This window comes from Halorubrum ezzemoulense, assembly GCF_004126515.1.
GTDB lineage: Archaea > Halobacteriota > Halobacteria > Halobacteriales > Haloferacaceae > Halorubrum > Halorubrum ezzemoulense.
Genome location: NZ_CP034940.1, coordinates 406,896 through 425,252, shown reverse-complemented (window position 1 = coordinate 425,252; position 18,357 = coordinate 406,896). Strand labels below are relative to the sequence as shown.

The 18,357-nt window shown below is 52.7% G+C and carries 21 protein-coding genes and 2 pseudogenes; 11 read left to right on the top strand and 12 right to left on the bottom strand.

The features are described 5' to 3' along the window. Positions 1-13: 13 nt before the first annotated feature. Together EO776_RS02105 and EO776_RS02100 are read right to left on the bottom strand one after the other, a co-directional pair. Positions 14-334: a hypothetical protein gene (locus EO776_RS02105; protein ID WP_129452323.1), complete on the bottom strand. Its 321-nt coding sequence runs from the start codon at positions 332-334 to the stop codon at positions 14-16. Position 335: 1 nt separating this feature from the next. After that, complete coding sequence (locus EO776_RS02100; protein ID WP_246041471.1) at positions 336-686, bottom strand: winged helix-turn-helix domain-containing protein; 351 nt, start codon at positions 684-686, stop codon at positions 336-338. Between the two features lie 52 nt (positions 687-738). Here EO776_RS02100 and EO776_RS02095 point away from each other — a divergent pair, with 52 nt between their 5' ends. The 3 genes from EO776_RS02095 to EO776_RS02085 all read left to right on the top strand — a co-directional run bounded on the left by EO776_RS02095 (position 739) and on the right by EO776_RS02085 (position 2,005). Then, the gene (locus EO776_RS02095) at positions 739-987 is read left to right on the top strand and encodes a hypothetical protein (protein ID WP_094519301.1); all 249 of its coding nucleotides are present in this window, start codon (positions 739-741) and stop codon (positions 985-987) included. A gap of 318 nt (positions 988-1,305) precedes the next feature. Beyond that, positions 1,306-1,431, top strand: a complete 126-nt coding sequence (locus tag EO776_RS19580) for a hypothetical protein (RefSeq protein ID WP_276424482.1) — start codon at positions 1,306-1,308, stop codon at positions 1,429-1,431. Between the two features lie 52 nt (positions 1,432-1,483). Continuing rightward, the gene (locus EO776_RS02085; protein ID WP_246041470.1) at positions 1,484-2,005 is read left to right on the top strand and encodes a DUF7342 family protein; all 522 of its coding nucleotides are present in this window, start codon (positions 1,484-1,486) and stop codon (positions 2,003-2,005) included. A 71-nt stretch (positions 2,006-2,076) separates the two neighbouring features. Here EO776_RS02085 and EO776_RS18810 read toward each other — a convergent pair whose 3' ends face one another. The 3 genes from EO776_RS18810 to EO776_RS02075 form a co-directional block, all read right to left on the bottom strand. Continuing rightward, positions 2,077-2,244 (bottom strand): hypothetical protein, encoded by a 168-nt coding sequence (locus EO776_RS18810; protein ID WP_160163040.1) that lies wholly within the window; start codon positions 2,242-2,244, stop codon positions 2,077-2,079. A 30-nt stretch (positions 2,245-2,274) separates the two neighbouring features. Continuing rightward, positions 2,275-3,558 carry an RNA-guided endonuclease InsQ/TnpB family protein gene (locus EO776_RS02080; protein ID WP_007994985.1) on the bottom strand — a complete coding sequence of 428 codons (1,284 nt, stop codon included), beginning with the start codon at positions 3,556-3,558 and terminating at the stop codon, positions 2,275-2,277. A 319-nt stretch (positions 3,559-3,877) separates the two neighbouring features. Continuing rightward, positions 3,878-4,237: a DUF7718 family protein gene (locus EO776_RS02075; protein WP_129452322.1), complete on the bottom strand. Its 360-nt coding sequence runs from the start codon at positions 4,235-4,237 to the stop codon at positions 3,878-3,880. A 184-nt stretch (positions 4,238-4,421) separates the two neighbouring features. Between EO776_RS02075 and EO776_RS02070 the strand changes: the two genes are divergently transcribed. Continuing rightward, positions 4,422-4,784 (top strand): HVO_A0114 family putative DNA-binding protein, encoded by a 363-nt coding sequence (locus EO776_RS02070; RefSeq protein ID WP_223174209.1) that lies wholly within the window; start codon positions 4,422-4,424, stop codon positions 4,782-4,784. A 95-nt stretch (positions 4,785-4,879) separates the two neighbouring features. On the opposite strand, the gene EO776_RS19235 is transcribed toward EO776_RS02070, so the two are convergent. After that, on the bottom strand, positions 4,880-5,572 hold the full coding sequence (locus EO776_RS19235) for a Cdc6/Cdc18 family protein (RefSeq protein ID WP_246041469.1): 693 nt from the start codon (positions 5,570-5,572) through the stop codon (positions 4,880-4,882). A gap of 427 nt (positions 5,573-5,999) precedes the next feature. Here EO776_RS19235 and EO776_RS02060 point away from each other — a divergent pair, with 427 nt between their 5' ends. From EO776_RS02060 to EO776_RS02045, 4 genes and pseudogenes are all read left to right on the top strand, one after another. Continuing rightward, positions 6,000-6,830: an IS5 family transposase gene (locus EO776_RS02060; protein ID WP_100050291.1), complete on the top strand. Its 831-nt coding sequence runs from the start codon at positions 6,000-6,002 to the stop codon at positions 6,828-6,830. Between the two features lie 280 nt (positions 6,831-7,110). Beyond that, positions 7,111-8,322, top strand: coding sequence for an orc1/cdc6 family replication initiation protein (locus EO776_RS02055; protein WP_100050290.1), 1,212 nt, complete (start codon positions 7,111-7,113; stop codon positions 8,320-8,322). 950 nt (positions 8,323-9,272) lie between these two features. Next, positions 9,273-9,611 (top strand): hypothetical protein, encoded by a 339-nt coding sequence (locus EO776_RS02050; protein ID WP_179235261.1) that lies wholly within the window; start codon positions 9,273-9,275, stop codon positions 9,609-9,611. Positions 9,612-9,662: 51 nt separating this feature from the next. Next, a pseudogene (locus EO776_RS02045) lies at positions 9,663-9,869 on the top strand (cell division control protein Cdc6); the annotation flags it as partial. A 184-nt stretch (positions 9,870-10,053) separates the two neighbouring features. Here the strand turns inward: EO776_RS02045 and EO776_RS02040 are convergent. Further along, positions 10,054-10,515 carry an NUDIX domain-containing protein gene (locus tag EO776_RS02040; protein WP_100050289.1) on the bottom strand — a complete coding sequence of 154 codons (462 nt, stop codon included), beginning with the start codon at positions 10,513-10,515 and terminating at the stop codon, positions 10,054-10,056. 184 nt (positions 10,516-10,699) lie between these two features. Here EO776_RS02040 and EO776_RS19715 point away from each other — a divergent pair. Together EO776_RS19715 and EO776_RS02030 are read left to right on the top strand one after the other, a co-directional pair. Further along, positions 10,700-10,877: pseudogene (locus tag EO776_RS19715) on the top strand (cell division control protein Cdc6); the annotation flags it as partial. 172 nt (positions 10,878-11,049) lie between these two features. Then, positions 11,050-12,855 carry an ABC transporter ATP-binding protein gene (locus EO776_RS02030; RefSeq protein ID WP_100050288.1) on the top strand — a complete coding sequence of 602 codons (1,806 nt, stop codon included), beginning with the start codon at positions 11,050-11,052 and terminating at the stop codon, positions 12,853-12,855. Between the two features lie 35 nt (positions 12,856-12,890). Here EO776_RS02030 and EO776_RS02025 read toward each other — a convergent pair whose 3' ends face one another. The 5 genes from EO776_RS02025 to EO776_RS02005 all read right to left on the bottom strand — a co-directional run bounded on the left by EO776_RS02025 (position 12,891) and on the right by EO776_RS02005 (position 17,314). Further along, entirely contained in the window at positions 12,891-13,433 is a 543-nt protein-coding gene (locus EO776_RS02025) for an FkbM family methyltransferase (protein WP_246041503.1), read from the bottom strand. Between the two features lie 17 nt (positions 13,434-13,450). Beyond that, positions 13,451-13,714 carry a hypothetical protein gene (locus EO776_RS02020; RefSeq protein ID WP_129452321.1) on the bottom strand — a complete coding sequence of 88 codons (264 nt, stop codon included), beginning with the start codon at positions 13,712-13,714 and terminating at the stop codon, positions 13,451-13,453. 114 nt (positions 13,715-13,828) lie between these two features. After that, a complete protein-coding gene (locus EO776_RS02015) occupies positions 13,829-15,127 on the bottom strand; it encodes a hypothetical protein (RefSeq protein WP_129452320.1) in 1,299 nt (432 codons plus the stop codon). A 206-nt stretch (positions 15,128-15,333) separates the two neighbouring features. Next, positions 15,334-16,263: a glycosyltransferase family 2 protein gene (locus EO776_RS02010; protein ID WP_100050286.1), complete on the bottom strand. Its 930-nt coding sequence runs from the start codon at positions 16,261-16,263 to the stop codon at positions 15,334-15,336. 220 nt (positions 16,264-16,483) lie between these two features. Next, entirely contained in the window at positions 16,484-17,314 is an 831-nt protein-coding gene (locus EO776_RS02005; RefSeq protein WP_100050285.1) for an IS5 family transposase, read from the bottom strand. A gap of 162 nt (positions 17,315-17,476) precedes the next feature. On the opposite strand from EO776_RS02005, the gene EO776_RS02000 reads away from it, so the two are divergent. Continuing rightward, positions 17,477-18,352 carry a hypothetical protein gene (locus EO776_RS02000; RefSeq protein ID WP_186279043.1) on the top strand — a complete coding sequence of 292 codons (876 nt, stop codon included), beginning with the start codon at positions 17,477-17,479 and terminating at the stop codon, positions 18,350-18,352. Positions 18,353-18,357: the final 5 nt, after the last annotated feature.

Sequence of the window (18,357 nt, the reverse complement as noted above, 5' to 3'; positions counted from 1 at the left end):
CGTGAGAAGAATGTCAATTGAAAAATGTGAGTAACGGCTGGTTGGCACAGCCAGTAGCCGTCATTAAGACGTCTACAAACCGCAGTCCCGTGCTCTCTCGGAGCCAGTCTGCGGCTTCCTCGTGTTTTGTTTGGCCGTTTGGAATGTATACGGCATGTGGGCCGACACTGAGGAACGACAGCTCCAGTGCCGCGTCGAGGGCAGCTCTCATCTCGTCACCGTCTTCGTCTTTCGTTGCGAGAGCGATCACGTCTTCTTCGGGGATAGGCTGTCCCCACGTGTGGTTCCGGGCCAACTTCCAGACGATCCGAGCTGTCGGACCCAACTCCTCCATGTTAATCGTCGACTTTCGGGTTGAGCCGCCTGTTTACTACTCCTTCAAGACGATGAAGCAGTCGAATAATTTTGTCGCCATCGTTGAGCGTGTACTCAACTGGATCGGAGTTATCCACTTCCTTCACGATTCCAAGATTGACGAGCAGCGTGATGTGTGTATGAACAGATTGTCGACTGACGCCAGCGTGCTCCGCTAGCCGGGATTTACTGAACGTAGTGCCGGGCATATCCATCAGCGCATCAATCATGTATCCGACACTCTCGTTTTGCATGAGCACACGTAGCCCCGATGGATACTCGTCACGCACCGTCGCCATCTCCGTTTGTTCGGTTTGCGACTGCTTCGACATACCTTCTATTACGCTCGAGTTAGGTGTTAAATCTGTTGGACACTACTTACAGGTGGAGGTGTCGTCGACGCTCGTGACGACCGGGTGTTACGTGCTTCTTGAGGACGTCTTCCACGCGTGTACGCTGCTCCGGCCGTCGGCTGAGGGTGAGTACCAGCTGAGCGAGGCCGTGGGGTTGTTGGTACGGTTGGGGTACGAGGCCGCGACGGTTCGGGTGGGTGAGCGCGTGAACGTGAACACTCCCGAAGACGTGGAGCGGGCGGGCGAGTTGGTGCGCGGGGAGAGTGGGACGGGTTCCTGATACTTCGCCGTGTCGAGTGTTCTCGGAGACGACAAACGACAGGTCTACATCGCACTCCACAGCGTCACGTGTTCGACATGGGTACCCAGATGGCTCCACCCCTCACCCCGTCTCGGAAGGAACACTCGACGCGGTGGGGTAGGGGAGCCGATGAACGCTTCGGGAGACACGATCGACACCGATCCCACACAGAAGCGCTGGATCTGGCCGGTGAGATCGGCAAATGGCTTGATCAGTTCGTCCAGCACGGACTGGACCAGTTAACCGGCGACTCCTCGGGCCAGAGCGATTAACGGACTTCGAGATGTCCGTTTCGGTATGGCCACGGAGAAAGAGACGGAAACAGCATCTCCGCTCGATGAGGTGATAGAGGACATCCGGCGGGTGGCGGCGGACGACCGGGATTCGAACCGGAACATGTACGACGCGCTCAAAACCGAGTGAGAAATATCTACAATCTATTGGATATATATTTTCCCAGAGCATAGGAGGCCCTATGTCGAACGAAACGGACGCTGCCGATCCAAACGCTCCCTCGATGACGCGAGGTGAGCGAATTCGTGCGGCCGCGCGAACGCTCCGAACGCCCCGAACCGCATCGTGGGTCTCCGACGAGACAGAAACCACGACGAAGACGGCCCAGAAGTACCTCGATCAGCTCGTCGAGGATACCGTCTTACAGAAGACCGACCGCGGGAGCCAGACGCTCTACTGCGTCGATCAACTGATGGCGACCTATCGCGAAGTTGCGACCCTCCAGCGCGAGCACGATCGGGAGGAACTCGCCGACGCCTTGGAGTCGATGCGAGCACGGATCGCAGAGTGGGAAGCCGAGTACGACGTCGAGTCGCCAAGCGAGCTCCTTGCGAGTGTCGCCGACGTGGATACCCCTGACGAAGCCGAGGGACGGCGTGAGATCGCCAGCGAATGGGATCATCTTGCTGACCGGTTACCGATCGTGAAGGCAGCGCTGAAAGAGTACGATTGGGCGACCGATCGAGACGGGATTCCGGTCTGAACGATGGGGTTGCCAGGAACGATCGACGCGTCTGTCTATACCGGGCTTCGTGACGTGCTAACGAAAATGAGTTACTCGTCGGAAAACATCCGGCGACGGTCCGTGGACTCCAACTCGGACTCTTCGGTATCGACCTGCTCTTCGGCCAGCTCGTGCCAGCCCCAGGCCACCGTTTCGATGGACTGGCCAGTCGCGTCGGCAACATCTTCAGCAGTCACGACGTGGTCGGGGTCCACCATCTTTTCAATACAAGATCCGACTCTAGTGAACTACCCCTGCCTACTCGCCGCCTTCGGCGGCTCCTTGAGGCAGGGGCTTCGCTCCTTGCGGAAGGAAGTTCCTGCTTCCACGACGCGCTTTGCAGACACAACTGCAGTGTCCACAGCGAGCGCAGTCTCCACAGGCGGTAATTCGGAGTGTCCCACTCCTAGATCGGTGAGTCCGCGAGAAAGAATGTTCCACGCTGCGTTTGCATCTCTGTCCGCCTCGAAGCCACAGGCCGGACAGGAGTGTTCACGTACCCACAGCGGCTTGTCGGTTTCGACGCCACACTGAGCGCACTCTTTGGTCGTCCCGCCCGGGTCAACCTCCACGAAGTGCGTGCCTTCACGCTTACACTTGTATTCGAGCAGATCGGTGAACGTGTTCCACGCTGATGATGCCGTGTTGCGGCTGTTACGTGGCGATGCGAGCATCCCTTTCACGTCGAGGCCTTCGACGGCGACCAGCTCGTACTCCCGAGCGTAGTATGCCGAGAGTTTGTGCAGGAAATCACGCCGTTTGCGCTTGATATCGAAATGGCACTCAGCGACACGCCGACGTTGGTTCTCCCAGTTATTCGACCCATGCTCTTTCCGGGAGAGGTTCCGCTGCTCTCGTTCAAGCCTGTCGCGTTCCTCCGAGAGCTTGAGTGATTCGACGGCTGTACCGTCTGTATCGTGGGCATACTTCAGAATGCCCACGTCAATCCCGACCATCTCGGCAGTGTCAATATTCTCCAGCGACGACTTCGCTGGTGATTTTGTGTCCATTTCGATACCGAAGATGGCGAACCACTCGCTGGTTTTCTCCTTTTTGAGCGTGACTTGCTTGACTGTGGCGTCGTCGGGTAGCGGTCGGTGGAGTTCGATAGGAATATCCGCGAGTTTCGACAGCGACAACACGGTCTGACCACCCTTCTTGTCGAGTTCGAAGCCAGACTGGTTGTAGGTGAAACTGCGGAACTCCCGAGGTGACTTCCAGCGGAGTTCACCAACCTTGTAGCCCTGTTTTTTGAGTTGTCCGAGGCGTTTGATATTCTTCGCAATACGCATGACGGTGGGCTGAAGTACCTTCGAGTACACGTCGGTAAGCGCGTCCCACCAGTCTTTGAGGTTTGGAAGCTCGTCACGAATGTTCCGAACACGCTGTTTGACCGTCCCTTCTGATTCAGGAATCTGGTTGAATCGGTACAGGGCGTGGTTGTAGAGTTGCCTACAGGTGTCGCGGTGATAGTCCAAGGTCTCACGCTGACTATCGGTCGGCGTGAGGCGATACCTGTAGTTGTAGTTCATGAGCTATGAGTCGCGTTCTTCGATAAGTTCATCCAGTTGTTCTTGGACGAACGAGGAGAGATTCAGGTGGTTCTCCTGAATCCATTCTTCTTGATCTTCTCGAATGGTGATTGTCTTCCGTTTCACCGTATGCATATTATACGTTTAGTATTTAATATATGTTCGGATTACGTGGGCCTGTGGGCCTGCAACACACACGTGTATAAAAAACGATGACGGCGGTGTATCCCCTCCCTACTGCGCTACTCGGCCTCCGGCCTGCGTTGCTCCTTGAGGAAGGGGGCTTACCGCCTGTATTCAGCTAATCTTCCTCACCGACTTATCCTTCGTCTCGTAGTCCCTTCCCGTGGTTTTTGAGGTAGGTTTGGCCGTACGTTCGAGCGTGTTCATTGAGGTGATCCTCAGCCTCCCAAAGATTTGAGATGGGTACTTCGAAATCCTTGATATCTGCACCAGTCTCCCGGTAGAACCGATCTAGGTGGATTTCTCCCTCATCGTGTTCAGCGTTATCCACCTTTGCCACCTCGATTCGGGACCCATCAGCCAATTCGAAAAATAGGATGGCCGCAAAAGACTCTGGATTGTTTGTGCTCGGATCGGCGCGCGCGCCGATCTGGAACACAACTCCTCCAACACGATCCGCCTCGTAGACATACTCAAAGTCTGATTGTCGAGTCATGTATGTAGTGAATCAGTCTCAGAGACGCAGAACGCCCCTACATTTATTGTATACGTGTCGGATAAAATTAAATCTGTTGATTTTGACCGTTGTGGTATCAAAACTGCCCCTATTCGTCGCAAATTAGCCTTTCAGAAACATTTAACTCGTTGTGGTTCTAAAACAACGATAAGGAGACTAACACATGTCCGATACTGAATCAGAAACTACTGCCATTGATATGGAAGGGCGGGAAGATCGCAGTCACCTTCGCGGTGAGATGGCCCGCTCGCTCGCCCGAGGTGGGATGGAAGGTGTCCAAGTGATCAGCTGGGAAAGCGCAGAGATCGCTCTCACACCGAAGCGTCGTGAGATTATCGAGACGCTCCGCGAGAAGGAAATCGGGTCTGTTCGAGGACTCGCCCGGGAGCTGGATCGAGACAAATCGCAGGTCAGTCAAGATCTGGCGAAGCTCGCAGAGCTAGGTATCGTTCGGTACGAAAAGAACGGCAACGCGAAGAGTCCCCGACTGACACAGGAGCACATCGTCGTCGAGCCGATCGTCTAGACAGACCTGGGAACAAGTGCTGGGGTTTCCCCCAATTCTCACTCGCTCACCAGCAAAGCGAGAGAGTCCGTTTCGTCTGTCTTCGCGGCGGGGTATCACCGGTCGCGTTCCGTTTCGATCTCGTCACTGCTGTCGAGGACGATTTCGGGGGCGAGATCGAGATCGTACTCGTCGTACCGGCCGCCGCTCTCCCCGCAGTTTCGGTTCGTCCGTTGGAGGAAGCCGAGCTTGTGGAGATCCGAGAGGTGCTTCTGGATGCGTTTCAACGTCGTACGCGAGTCCACGGCGTGTGCGTTCGTCACGCGCTCGTACCGGGTTTTGATCGTCTTCGACCGGGCCGGCGTCGCGCCTCGTTGTTCGAGGGACGCGAGCGTTTCGAGCAGCAGGTGGGCGTGCTGGGTTTGTTCTCGGATTCGGTTTCGTAATCGACCGCGCTGGACGAGGTCCTGGGCCTCGACGATGTGTGAATCGTCGATAGCGTCGTCGCCGCGCTTCTTCACCACTTCGCCGCCAACCCTAAGGAGAGAGCAAGCGAGCGAGTCGGTGGGATGAGCGCTCGACACCCCACTGTGTCGAGTGCTTTCCTCGTCGGAGCAGGAGTCGGATCTCCCACCCCACTGTGTCGAGTGTTCTCGGAGACAGCCAACGACAGGTCTCGTATCACGCCCCACCGCGTCAAGTGTTCGGTGTAGGTACCTAGACATCTCCGCGTCCCACCTCATGCCGAGAAGAACACTCGACACAGCGGGGTAGAGTAGGATGAAAGCGATGGGGGCACGATCGATCACGGGGTTTGGCTCGAATACGTAGTCCGGATAGAATTCGGCTTGCGGCCGGCTTGGAGGAGTAGTCGGTAAGAGAGAGAGTACGTTTCGTGTGCTTTCCGTCTCTTTTTCGCTAAGATGTGACGAATAACGGGTAAGCCAGCGAGTCGATGGGACGGGAGGAAGAGAGTACATGACACCCCACCATGTCAAGTGCTTTCCTCGCTGGAGTAGGAGTCAGATCTCTCACCCCACCGTGTCGAGTGTTTTGTGCGTGGGAACCGTCTCGGGAGGCGTTGACCGGTGTCGATTGTCCGGAGTCGCGAACGACAACTGGTTCGGTCGACTGCGAGGCGGTCCACTTGCATCGAACTGGCTGTGTTGAATCGCCATACGGCAGCGAGGTAGGCCACTAAATCAAAGGAGTTGAAGCGGGAAACTGCGGTTGTCTATGACGCAAATCTCCCGCTTCATCGGGGAAGTTGTGCCGGTTGCTCAAAGAGTTACTGGCGATGGAGGCGAATCGGCCGCCCCGGAAGGCGGCGGCGGATTCGCCGACTACGCACTCGTTTCCCTCCACTGTCTGCGAATTTACCTCGATACGTCGTACCGCATGACGATCGACCTGCTCAAAGAGATGCCACAAATAATCGGGGAGATCGGCCTTGACGCGGCCGATCTCCCCGTGCCGTCCACGTTGTGTAAGGCGTTCGACCGGATCAGCATGAGCGTCTGTCGAGTGCTGCTGCGCCAGTCGGCGCAGCTGCACGATCTCTCAGAACACGCAGCGATCGACGCCACATTCTACGACCGCTCACCAGCGAGCCGCCACTACTGCCAGCGAATCAGCTACCGCGTTCAGAAGTTGAAAGTCACGAAACTCGTCGATACAGCGTCGCAAGCCGTCCTTGACGTTCACTGCTCAACGAATCGGGAAGGAAGTGACGCCGATCTTGCTGAGCAGATCGCCCGCCGGAATGCGGGCGATCTGCGGTCTCTCGCGGCCGATAAAGGCTACGACAAGCAATCGCTCCGCGAAGGATTACGCGATCTCGGCATCAGACCGCTGATCAAGCACCGCATCTTCGCACCGTACGACCACGCACACAACGCCAGAATCGACGATAATCGCTACAACCAGCGCTCTATAACCGAAACTGTGAACTCGGCTGTAAAGCGCTCGCTCGGCTTCGCCGTGCGAGCGCGGTCATGGTTTCGTGAGTTCCGCGAAATCGCGCTGATGTGTGTCGTCTATAACATCAAACGCTTCGTCAAACAGTGAATCTCTCCGCCTTACAGCGATTCAACACAGCCATCGAACTGAAATAGGAGGCTGGGATGTGCCCACAGCTTGTACCAAGTGAAACCGGTCCAGCCGTCGTGTCGTAGGAAACCTACCCCACCGTGTCGAGTGTTCCTCTCGGTTGCTATCGACGAGGACTGACCGAGAGACACTCCACTACGTCAAGTGCTAATCGATAGACTTCGATAATCTGTATTTTCATACGATACACTTGACACGGTGGTTTTATGCGTATGGGCCGAGTCGAACGCGATGGAAGATGGCGACGTTCACACGGGACACGGAGATATTCCGCAATGAGGACATGCTCCGCGAGGATTACCAGCCGGATTCGATTACCGCTCGCGAAGACGAGATTTCGACGTACATGGCCGCGCTTCAGCCGATCGTCAACGGCGCACAACCCCGAAATATCTTCTTGTACGGAAAAACGGGCGTTGGGAAGACAGCCGTTTCTCGCTACCTGTTGAAGCAACTACAGCGAGATACGGAGCAGTACGACGACGTCGAACTCTCGGTCTGCTGGCTCAACTGTACGAACCTCTCATCGTCCTATCAGGTCGCAGTCAACCTCGTGAATCAACTACGACCCGCAGACGATCGGATCAGCACGACTGGGTATCCCCAACAGCGCGTGTTCGACATCCTGTACGAGGAGCTCGACCAGATCGGCGGGACGATCCTCCTCGTGTTCGACGAGATCGACCACATCGGCAGCGACGACGAAATCCTGTATGAGATCCCGCGAGCCCGCTCAAATGGCTACCTCTCGAAAGCGAAACCCGGCGTGATCGGCATCAGCAACGATTTCGGCTTCCGAGACGACCTCTCTCCGAAGGTGAAAGACACCCTCTGTGAGGAGGAGATTCACTTCTCGCCGTACAACGCCCCGGAACTGCGCGACATCCTCGAAGAGCGAGTGGCCGGGGCGATGTACGACGACGCGGTGGACGACGCCGTGATCGCGCTGTGTGCCGCTATCGCGGCGCAGGACACGGGAAGTGCCCGGCAGGCGTTGGATATCTTGTATAAATCCGGTGAGATTGCGCGGACGAACAGCGAGAAGCGACTAACAGAGGAGCATGTCCATCAGGCTCGCGAGAAACTCGAGCAGAGTCAGGTCGAACACGGGATGCGCGAGCTGACGAAACACGGGCATCTCGCGCTCGTAGCGATGTTACAGCTCGCGTTCGAGCAGGAGACCCCGGCACGGATCCGCGACGTGTATCCGCTGTATCGACATATCGCGGAGGGCTCCAACGTCGACCCGCTCGTCCGTCGTCGAATGCACGACCACCTCGCGGATCTGGCGATGCTCGGTATCCTCGATCGGCAGATGAAAAATGAGGGACGGGCAGGTGGGCACTACTACCAGTACGAGTTCGACGTCGACCTCGATATCGTCGGCGATGTCGTTCGGGATTTTGATTCTATTGCGCTCCCGAAGGGCGTGACAGCGCGGATTGAGTGAGTTCGATCGGTTTCGTTCGGGTGGCTCTGGCTGGAGTCGTACGAACACTGGATGTGAGGGTCTCAGCAGTTCCGTTCCGTCTCAGGAAGAACACTTGACATGGTGGGGTGGGGATGCCGATGAACTAAGGATGCGGTAAATACTTCAGCTCATGAAATGCCACCGACCTTGCACCGAGTGAGATACGCAACAAATGAATTCTGCCCCTTCTAGACCGGGTTTGGACAGTGAATAAATACGACACAGCGTACTCTCACACAGCAAGCACCGAGTGAAATTGGCAACCGTTGTGCTGCTGGCAGAGCAATTCGGGCCTTGGTGGTGAGATGATGGACGTTTGCGGTCTGTTCACTTTCGTTGGAGCTCTCTCGGTGGGAGGTGTGTCTGCGAGCCTGAATTCTGGTTGGGGGCTGGTTCTAACCGGAGCGGGTCATGTTGACTGCGTTTTACTGTTTCGGCAGGTGTCACTCGGCACGACGTGTGTGACGACGATTTTATCGGGGTTTCATCTCTCGGTTTCACTCGGTGTACGGTGTGTCCCTCCTACTGCCCACCTGAAGAGCCCGACGCTGCCAGTACGAGTTCGACGTCGACCTCGGTATCGTCAGCGACGTGGTTCGGGATTTCGACTCCATCGCGCTCCCGACGGGTGGCGACACGGATCACGTGACCCGGTGAGTTCGGTTGGCGTTCGTTCGGACGATCCCGGGTGATTCTGCTCGAACACTCGACACGGTGGGGTCTCAAGGAAAAGCGTCTCACCCTGTCTTGGGAAGAACACTTGACATGGTGGGGTGGGGGTGGCGATGAGTCCGGGGGGGGCACAGTCGATCTCCAGTATAGTGGAGTCACTTCCAATGATGCTCTTCGGTTCTCCTTCTTACACGAAGACTGTTAATGACCGTTAACGTTGGTGAGAACGCTTATACCCACAGATGGTGTCTCACTGTATGAGCAGTATGGATCACGCGGACGACCGCGGGGCGACAAAGGAACTTCGGAAAGAGCACCCAAGCGGGTGGCTCTACCTCACGCAGCACGATGCGATCCCGATTCTCGTCGACGCGTTGCTTGATCTCCCGCCAAATCGTGAGTTCAACAAAACCGAACTCGCAGCACACGCCGGCGTCACGCGCCAGACCGTTGGCAACTACACCGACCTCTTGTGTGAGGTCGAACTCATCGAGGACGTTCCGAACACGTCACCACGCCGGTATCGGGTCGCGGACAGCGATGTCGTCCGCGAGCTCTTCGAGCTGAACAGCGCGCTTAACAGCGTCGGGGAGTAATTGCTGTCTACGGGGCGTGCTTGGGTACTCCCGTCGGTGTTCGGAATCGGGGTTCGTCGTCTGGTCAACGGGCGGCTTCCGGAGCGCGCCAGCCGGTTCCCGGAGTGGGGACTCGGGACCGGCGAGGCGTTCGACGAGCTGTACCGACAGTTCGATCGCATCGGCGGGACGCACCGCGTCGTGTGCGACGAGATCAACTACCTGGAGGACGCGAACGCGCTGCTGGACGAGCTACCACGCGCGAGAGCGAACGGTCACACTTGAGTATCGACGAGGTACGAATCGTCGCGCTGTCGTCGCTGCGCCTCTTCGCCACTTTGCTGTCGGTTTCGAGGGGGTCGAGACACGGCTGCTGAGGAGTTTGAAAGAGGGTAGGGTCATAGAGAATCGGCGGGAGAGTGACCGGAGAGAGGAGTTGAGTCAGATCAGTGATAGTGTGGAGCTAGCGATCGTTGAGGTATTGCTCAACGTACGGATGGAGGTTCTCGAATGGTGGGCGAAAGACTTGAAAATCGCTGTGTTGCTCGTCGCTGACGATGTCGGGTTCGTCGCGTGTGAAGTGACAGCGGTACCCGGTTGCGAGGTAGTGTTTCGAGTCGACGCCATCAACATCGGCCGTCTCGTAGAAATGTTCATAGGTTCCGAGACAGTCGTCAATGCCAACAGCTTCACCGAGTTCGTCTTTGGCTACACGGTGGACAGCATCAGTGCGAGATTCATTTTTTAATACCATCCCACCGGGCACAAACCACTCACCTTTTGCGGGCTCATTCTGGCGTTTGCCGAGGATGACACCCCCATCGTGTTCGATCACGAGATCAACCGAGACGAGCGGGACGTTCGCGACGATCGTCGGCCACTCGTCATCTGCGATCCATCTGTCGTGTTCGTCGCCTAGTGGCATAGTTATCCACTACCAAGACAGATGGTTTACACGTATCGTTTGTCTGTAGATCTGTGTAGAGAGGTCGCTAAAGACTGACGTCGTACTCGCGGCCGGGGCATCTCGCCTGTAGTCGCGGTGATGATCGGCGTGTTCGGCGGACGAGACGGGGCACGTAGCGGGAATCGTCGAGAAGCCGATGGGCCCGCGGTCGACGCTGAAGCGTATCCAAGACCACCTCTCGGGCCGCCACATGCTGGGGTTCCTTCGACGTCACGCAGAACAAGGGGTTGAGCGGCGGGCAGTACGACGAGCACGGACTTGATCTCTATCGGCCGATCGTCTTAGAGACGCGAACGGAGGTCGCCGAACACACCGAGTGAAAGCACACGAAACGTACTCTCTCCCTTATCGAGGTTACAGTCGCGGAGATTATGAAGGAGATCCGAACGAATGTAGCGTACGACTGTCGTGAACGTGGGGCGGACACGGCGCACGGAACGAGACCGACGACATTATTCGAGTCGCCGACAGAAATCGGAGTAACTCACCGCTATGTCATCGTCAGATCCCGAACCGGTCTCCAGGCGTGAGAAACTCGACGCCCTCCGCGACGTCGCGCGGTACAATCCGAAATATACGGCGGCAGTGGTCGTACTCGGCGTCGTCGCTGCGGTACTCGAGGGTGTGGGACTGAGCTTCATTCTCCCGATCGTCGAACTCGTTCAGCTCCAGGATCCCGCTGCGGAGGCGGACGGGCTGCTTGCGGTGTTCGTAACTGTGTATCAGACGCTCGGGATTCCGTTCACGCTGGGCTACGTCGTGGTCGGCGTGTCGGCCGTGATGGTCGCGCGGTACACGACCAGTTTCTCGGTGGCGTGGTTCCGGGAGGCGCTGCGGACCTACTACATTCGGGACCTCCAGACGCGGGCGTTCCGGAACGCGCTGAATGCGCGCGTAGAGTACTTCGATAAGGAGGGATCTGATGATATTCTGAATGCGATCGTAACGCAGACGAATTATGCGGGCCGAGTGATCGATCAGGGGATCAAATTTACTCAACAACTCTTTCTCGCCGCTGTGTACTTCGTTGTCGCACTGGTTATCGCACCGGTACTGACGGTTATCACGGGAGTGGTTCTTGGCGGCTTCTCGGTCTTCTTTCGACGAGTTCTTGACTCAGGGTACGACGTAGGAGAGAAGGTCGCCGAGGCGAACGAGATGCGTCAAGAAGCAGCACAAGCCGGGACACAGGGTATCCGTGACGTTCGGATCTTCGGGCTCGCCGAAGAACTCTTCGAAGATTTCACGGAGGCGATCGAGCAGTTCACTAAATCACGAATTATTCTCCGACGCAACGAGGCGGCAATTAATAATTTCTACAATCTTGTCGTCGCTGTGTCGGTGTTCGTACTTATTTATCTCGCGTTGACGTTCGCAAGCCTCTCTATCGGCGAACTCGGCGTCTTCCTCTTCGCGATGTTCCGACTCGGACCGAAGGCGAGCCAAGTGAACACGCTGTACTACAGAGTTGAAAACAATCTCCCGCATCTGGTCCGCACAGTCCAGTTCACCGACGAGCTGGCGACGTACAACGAGCCGACAGAGTCGAGCCGGGAGGTCCCCGAGGAGATCCGTGAGGTCGAGTTCGATGACGTTCACTTCTCGTACGACGACGAAGAGGAAGTACTCCGTGGGATCGACTTCACCGTCAAGAAGGGCGAGTTCGTCGGGTTTGTCGGACAGTCGGGCGCGGGGAAGTCGACGATCGTCTCGCTTCTCGCTCGGCTGTATCCGGTAGACGACGGTGAGATCAGAGCAAACAGGGTCCCGATCGACGAGATGGACATCGCGGAGTGGCGCGACCGACTCTCGATGGTTAGACAGGACCCTTTCATTTTCAACGACACGCTGCGGTACAATCTGACTCTTGGGAATCGGGAAGTGTCGGAGGAAGAACTCGATCGCGTGTCCTCTATCGCGAAGGTTGACGAATTCATCGCCGAACTTCCTGACGGGTACGATTCGTTATTGGGCGACGACGGTGTTCGGCTGTCGGGTGGACAACAACAGCGGGTCGCGCTCGCACGGGCGATACTTGAGGACGCCGACGTGTTGATCTTGGACGAGGCGACGAGCGATCTCGACTCTAATTTAGAAAAGCAGGTCCAGCAAGCTATCGAGGAAATGGACCGCGACTACGCAATTATCACGATTGCCCACCGGCTGTCGACAGTAAAGAATGCTGACCGGATTTACACGATCGAAGAGGGGCAGGTCACAGAGACAGGACAGCACGCCGAGCTAGTGAAAGAAAACGGAAAGTACGCGGAGTTATACGAGATCCAAGCAAGTCAATAAAAGATAGGAATTGAGCGTTATGATTGCTTCCGTGTTTATATTTTATTTACTGTCGCAAGATAATTTGTCACCTGAAATCTCTCATCGATTTCATCATATTGATCAATCTCGAATAATTCACCACTGGGTAGTATCCTATACACATGGTACCCATATTTATTGAAGAAATAAAAATAATCTTGAAAAAAAGTTCGAGTGTCAATATTCGCCCCTCCGAATTCAAAAGAAATAAATTGAATATCTTGCTGGGAGATCATATTTTCTGCTCCCATTAATACATCAAGTTCATGCCCCTCTACATCAAGCTTCAGTAGGGTAATCTCCGATATTTCTCTTTTATCACAGTATTCCTCGATGGTTTGAGTTTCAATCTCTTCTTTATGATCGAATTCAATATCATGGTGGTCTAATTTACGCATCGACATTGAAGCCAAACCCGATCCTTCTTGATCATAGTATAATGTGGTTTGTGTCGCTTCATTTGATAGCGCAAAGCAATTAACTTCTTTTGTATTTTGATTAGAATATTTTGTTTTTAGCTGTTGACATAATTTTTGTTGAGGTTCAAATAAATGAATATTTGATTCACTTGCGTTTATACAATAAGATCTGTAAAATCGCCTTTATTTGCGCCAACATCGAATACAGTTTTGGTTCCATTCTGATCCTCCAGCAATTCAGTCAGTATTTCTTCTCCACTGGTTCCAACTCCTGCTCCAGCTCCGATACCTCTGGTGTAATCTAACTCTTTCACGAGTTGTCTTATACCTAACTGGGCCGCTCGATTTGAAGTAAAAGACGTTGTAAAATCATTTCTAAATAAGGTATGAAGAATCTTTGTGGCTAATGGTTTGATCATAAAAGCGATTCAATCAGCCAAGTATAAAAAACCTCTATAATAGTTAATCAGTCCAATGATTCAAATTGGTCTCAAATTCACACACAGACATATTATCATAATAAGTAGAATAATTCAATCAACTTGTTTCCATCTGGATCTGTGTTCCTTGTAATCAATCGATTCATGACAAGTCCACTTCTGAGCCATATGAAGTGTATTCTGAGGTCGTTTCTCCAGAAGTGACCGGACGATGATTGCAACTTCTTTAGGAGCGGTTGAGCGTGGTACATGCCGATAACTATAGATCGACTCTCTGTTCCCGGTACCATGACCAAATAAAAGATCTTGAGTCATATTTCCCCACCTCTTTGGTGGAACTAATTCCACCACACTGCCAGCGTGTGCTGACGGGAGTAGCATATTAGAGCCATGAATCCCAATAACTACGTGACTCTCAGAATATTTATCACATAATTTTTGTTCAGTATTATTATCAAAAGATGTTGTTCTAGCGTCTGTAATAAAATCTGGGAGACCACCTGGTTGACCTAGTCCTGCTACTGTAAATTCAATCCGTGGAAAAGCAGATTTAAGATTTTTGGCTAATCGTACGACGTTACGCCGTTGCTTACCTTTTCTCAGATTTATGCCAAGTTTCTCAGCGGCCCAATAGATCGTTCCGCAAGCTTTTTTTGAGGTTTGAGATGAGTGACGAGAAGGAGCCCAGAGACGGTCATCCCGCCAAATGTAGGTTACTGTCGGCGTCATCTCGGACCAAGAATCAAGTGGAAAAGATTGGATGTCTGTATATCGGGTTATATCATAATCTTCCGGATGTGGGTGTGAGAACGCTACACTTCCCCAAACCTGATCGAATTGTTTAAGAAATGATTTAACTTCTTGACTGATCCAGTCGTTCCACTCTCTAGCTCGGGATAGTGGTATATCAAAACTCCATACTCCAGCTACGCCCTCCGGTACTAACCACTTGAGATTCGACGGGATAAGGATGATGAGGTCGTAGTTTGGTTTTTTATCAAGATAATATTGAGCATTAAGCAGTTTGAGCAAACTATGACCGTACAAACCGTCAAGACAATTGAGAACGATTGGCTTACTGATGTCGTGTTCTGTCTCTTTATTGATCGGAACTTGCTCGTGTTTCCTATCCGCGTAGCTTTCTTCAAGCCAGTTGGCAAACCAATTATTTTCAACCTCTTGGTAAACTTCACCCGTTTCGGCATGTACCAACGCTGGATACACAAGTCCGTGACCGACTGGGAGATCTCCAAAGAATCGACAGTCACATTCTGGACATAGGAGCTCTGCGACCATTCGCATGCCAGGGATATGCCAGTCTTCTACAGGGAGATCGGTATTACAGATCGGGCAGCTATGATCGACCTCAGTATTTGGATGTAATTCAATCATTATGAGGGATTAGAGGAGTTCAGGAATATCAGGCTTCTCATATCGTGTTGAATAACTTCCCGCCGTGTTAAATTTAAATTCTAATTTTACAGTACTAATAGAATCTGCGGAACAGATGTGTAATATGATTAATTTATACAAACATAATAAACGGATTTGTGATATTTTGTGAAATTTTAAATCACTGGTTACAAGCCTAGTTCTAATTACTTCCGTATTCGTTTGTATTTTTGCCATAGTCCTATCGCTTCCAAGAAATCAACAGTATACCGTTTTAATTTTCTTAGATTATTGCCGACAATAAACTGATTGTACCTAGAGTTGATCTCGTTATTAATAAAAGGCTCTTGCGGGAAATTCAGTTCATTAACCGGGGTGGTATCCAGGTCTACACCGTATTTATCAGATTCCCCTGTATGGGTACCTGTCCCGTCGTGTCCAATATTTTGAACTTTTGAATCGACAGGGTTGAGACACAAACCGTCATTAGCAGCAATAGCGAATGACCACCAGACGGCCCACGAATCAATACTGCCCTCAAGCTGGTCACGCATCATCGGATAGAGGTCTTTCCCCGCTTTGTCAGTTATTCGTTTGAGTTCGTTCTTTTTTTGTTCTAATTCTTCAAGTGTCAGTGGATCTCGTTCGAAATTCTCCCATGCGGAGCGCCATGTCCCCCAACCCCACGAAGAACTCCGATACGTGAAGTAGACGTCGTAGGGATAATTGTCAGGGACCTCGATCGGTGGACTATAGCCGTTCACGTTCATTACTCGTTCGTCGTCCGCATACCGCTCCAGAGAAGTATTCATGAACGATACGAAATTGGGAGCAGGAACACAGTCATCCTCAAGTACGATGATCCGTTCGTGATCCTCAAAGACGCGTTCGATTCCGCTTGTGAGTGATTCTGCCAAACCGATGTTATGGTCGCGAGCGGTAACTGTTGTTCGGCACCACTCGATCTGATCAATTATTTCTCTAACATCCGAGACCCGTTTCTGGTCTTGTTCATTTCTTGCTCCATCTACAAATATATATAAATGTCCAACATCATTTTGTTTAAGACCCGAAAGAACACGTCTGAGATGATCCGGACGATTATACGCAAAGACTGCGATTCCAGTTGAAGTCATTACGTTATCAGTAGTACTTGGCCATGCCAAAATGCTTCTGTCATGATCACGCGAGAATATCTTGATATAATTCCCGATGTCAATATGTTACTGTCCCGATCGCAAATCGTTGCTCTGTGGCTTCACGGCCCAACCGTTCATTTCAGCATTAGGTCACGCTGACGCCGAAACAACCACTTCGACCTACATTGCTTTGTTGAATCCGATGACGGCGCGGGGATCACTGTTTGAGAGCTTGTTCGAGGTTGTAGACTGCGGCGGTCAACACGAGTTCGCGGAACTCGCGGTACCACGCGCGAGGGTGGACAGCGGGGCCGAACCGACGCTTGATGGCCGAAAAGGCGGTCTCGGCCATCCACCGCTGGCCGTATAGCTCGCTGTCCAACCGTGCGTTGTGCGCGTGATCGTACGCAGCGAACAACCGGTGACGCAGCAACGGCCGGACGCCCTCTGAACGGAGGGCGTCCCGGAGAGATTGGTCGTCATAGCCTTTGTCGCCGGCGAGACTCTCGATTTTCTCGGTGTTGCGAAGGGCAACTCGACGGCCAGTTTGGGTGTCGTGAGGCCAGTGTGCCGAGCAGTGAATATCGAGGATGGCACACGAATCTGTATCGACGAGTGCCGTCGTTTTGAGCGTGCGTATGTGGCGATCCGAGCGGTGTTGGTAGTGTCTCGATGCCGTTTCGCGGTCGAAGAACGTGGCATCGATGGCACCGTGCGAGCCCGGATCGCAGATGGTCGCAGACTCCCGAAGGAACCCGCGCCACACGGACATGGGCACCCTCTCAAACGACCGGTACAGCGTTGAGGGTGCGGGAAATGCCGTTCGAGCGAGCTGTAACAGACCACGAACACGATCCATTTCACTCGCCCAATCGACGATCTCGCGGTACGTCGCATCCATGTGAACCCGCAAAAAGTGGAGCGTGACATGCTTCCACCCGGGAAATCCGTTGCCAGTCGGATCACTCACCGCCGTTGGACTGGCGGCACAGCGCTTTTGAGCCAGCGACGCGGCTTGCTTAACGAAGCGGAAGAGTAGGTTAGTCACATTCGGCTCTTCCGCTTCGCTTCCACCTTCAGAGCGACGCTATCCCTTTGCCTTCTGCGGATTCAACAGAGCAGACCTACATACACGACGATAAAGAGCGGAAAAGCGGGCCTTTATTGAACGAGGCCGTACAACGGATGACTAGTCAGAATGTCGAATGAAATGGCAAATGACTACAAAATATATTTCGCTGGTTTAGCAAGAGATTGTGAAGATACATTAGAAGAGAATATCCGAACTATTTTGGATGTATGTAGGCAAATGCCGACACAAAATTGTAAAGTATTGATAGCGGAAAATGACTCTCAGGACAAAACACGTGAAATATTAACAAAATTAGAAGATGAATATAATATTGAATTGTTCTTATTTGACAATCTAGATGAAGAATATCCAATTCGTGAGAAAAGAATTGCTCATTTGAGAAATATTCTTTTCGAGGAGATCCAAGATATTTCAAGAGTAGAAGACCCCAAAATACCAAAATTATATGTGCCTATTGACCTTGACTCAGAGATTACACAATCAATTGATATTGACCAATTCCTCAAAGAATGCCACAGGGTTGTCAATGGCGAAACAGATGCGGTCTTCCCGGCTTCCGAGCCATATTATTATGATATATATGCACTGCGAGCAGAAGGGTGGGTAGAAGAAGATTGCTGGAATAAAGTTCGAGAATCCAGAATGCAAATAGGTTCATTTATGTCAAAAATGAAATTCGTTTATTCTAAGCAAAAGAATATTAAGGAATTAAAAAAAGAGGGCAAAATTTCTGTTCAAAGCGCCTTTGGTGGAGTTGGGATATACAATTTAGAAAAATTGGGTGATGCAAGCTATAAACGAGACGGTGACTATCCACAAAATATCTGTGAGCACACCATTTTTAATAAAGCAGTCGACTCAAAAGAGATTAGTACGGACTTTGTAGTTCGGGCACCACAAGAACATATACGATACAATATATCCAGATTAGAAAAATTCAAGCTTTTCCTCACATCAAGTCTATCTGATGTGAAAAATTTAATAGTGGGCTAATATTG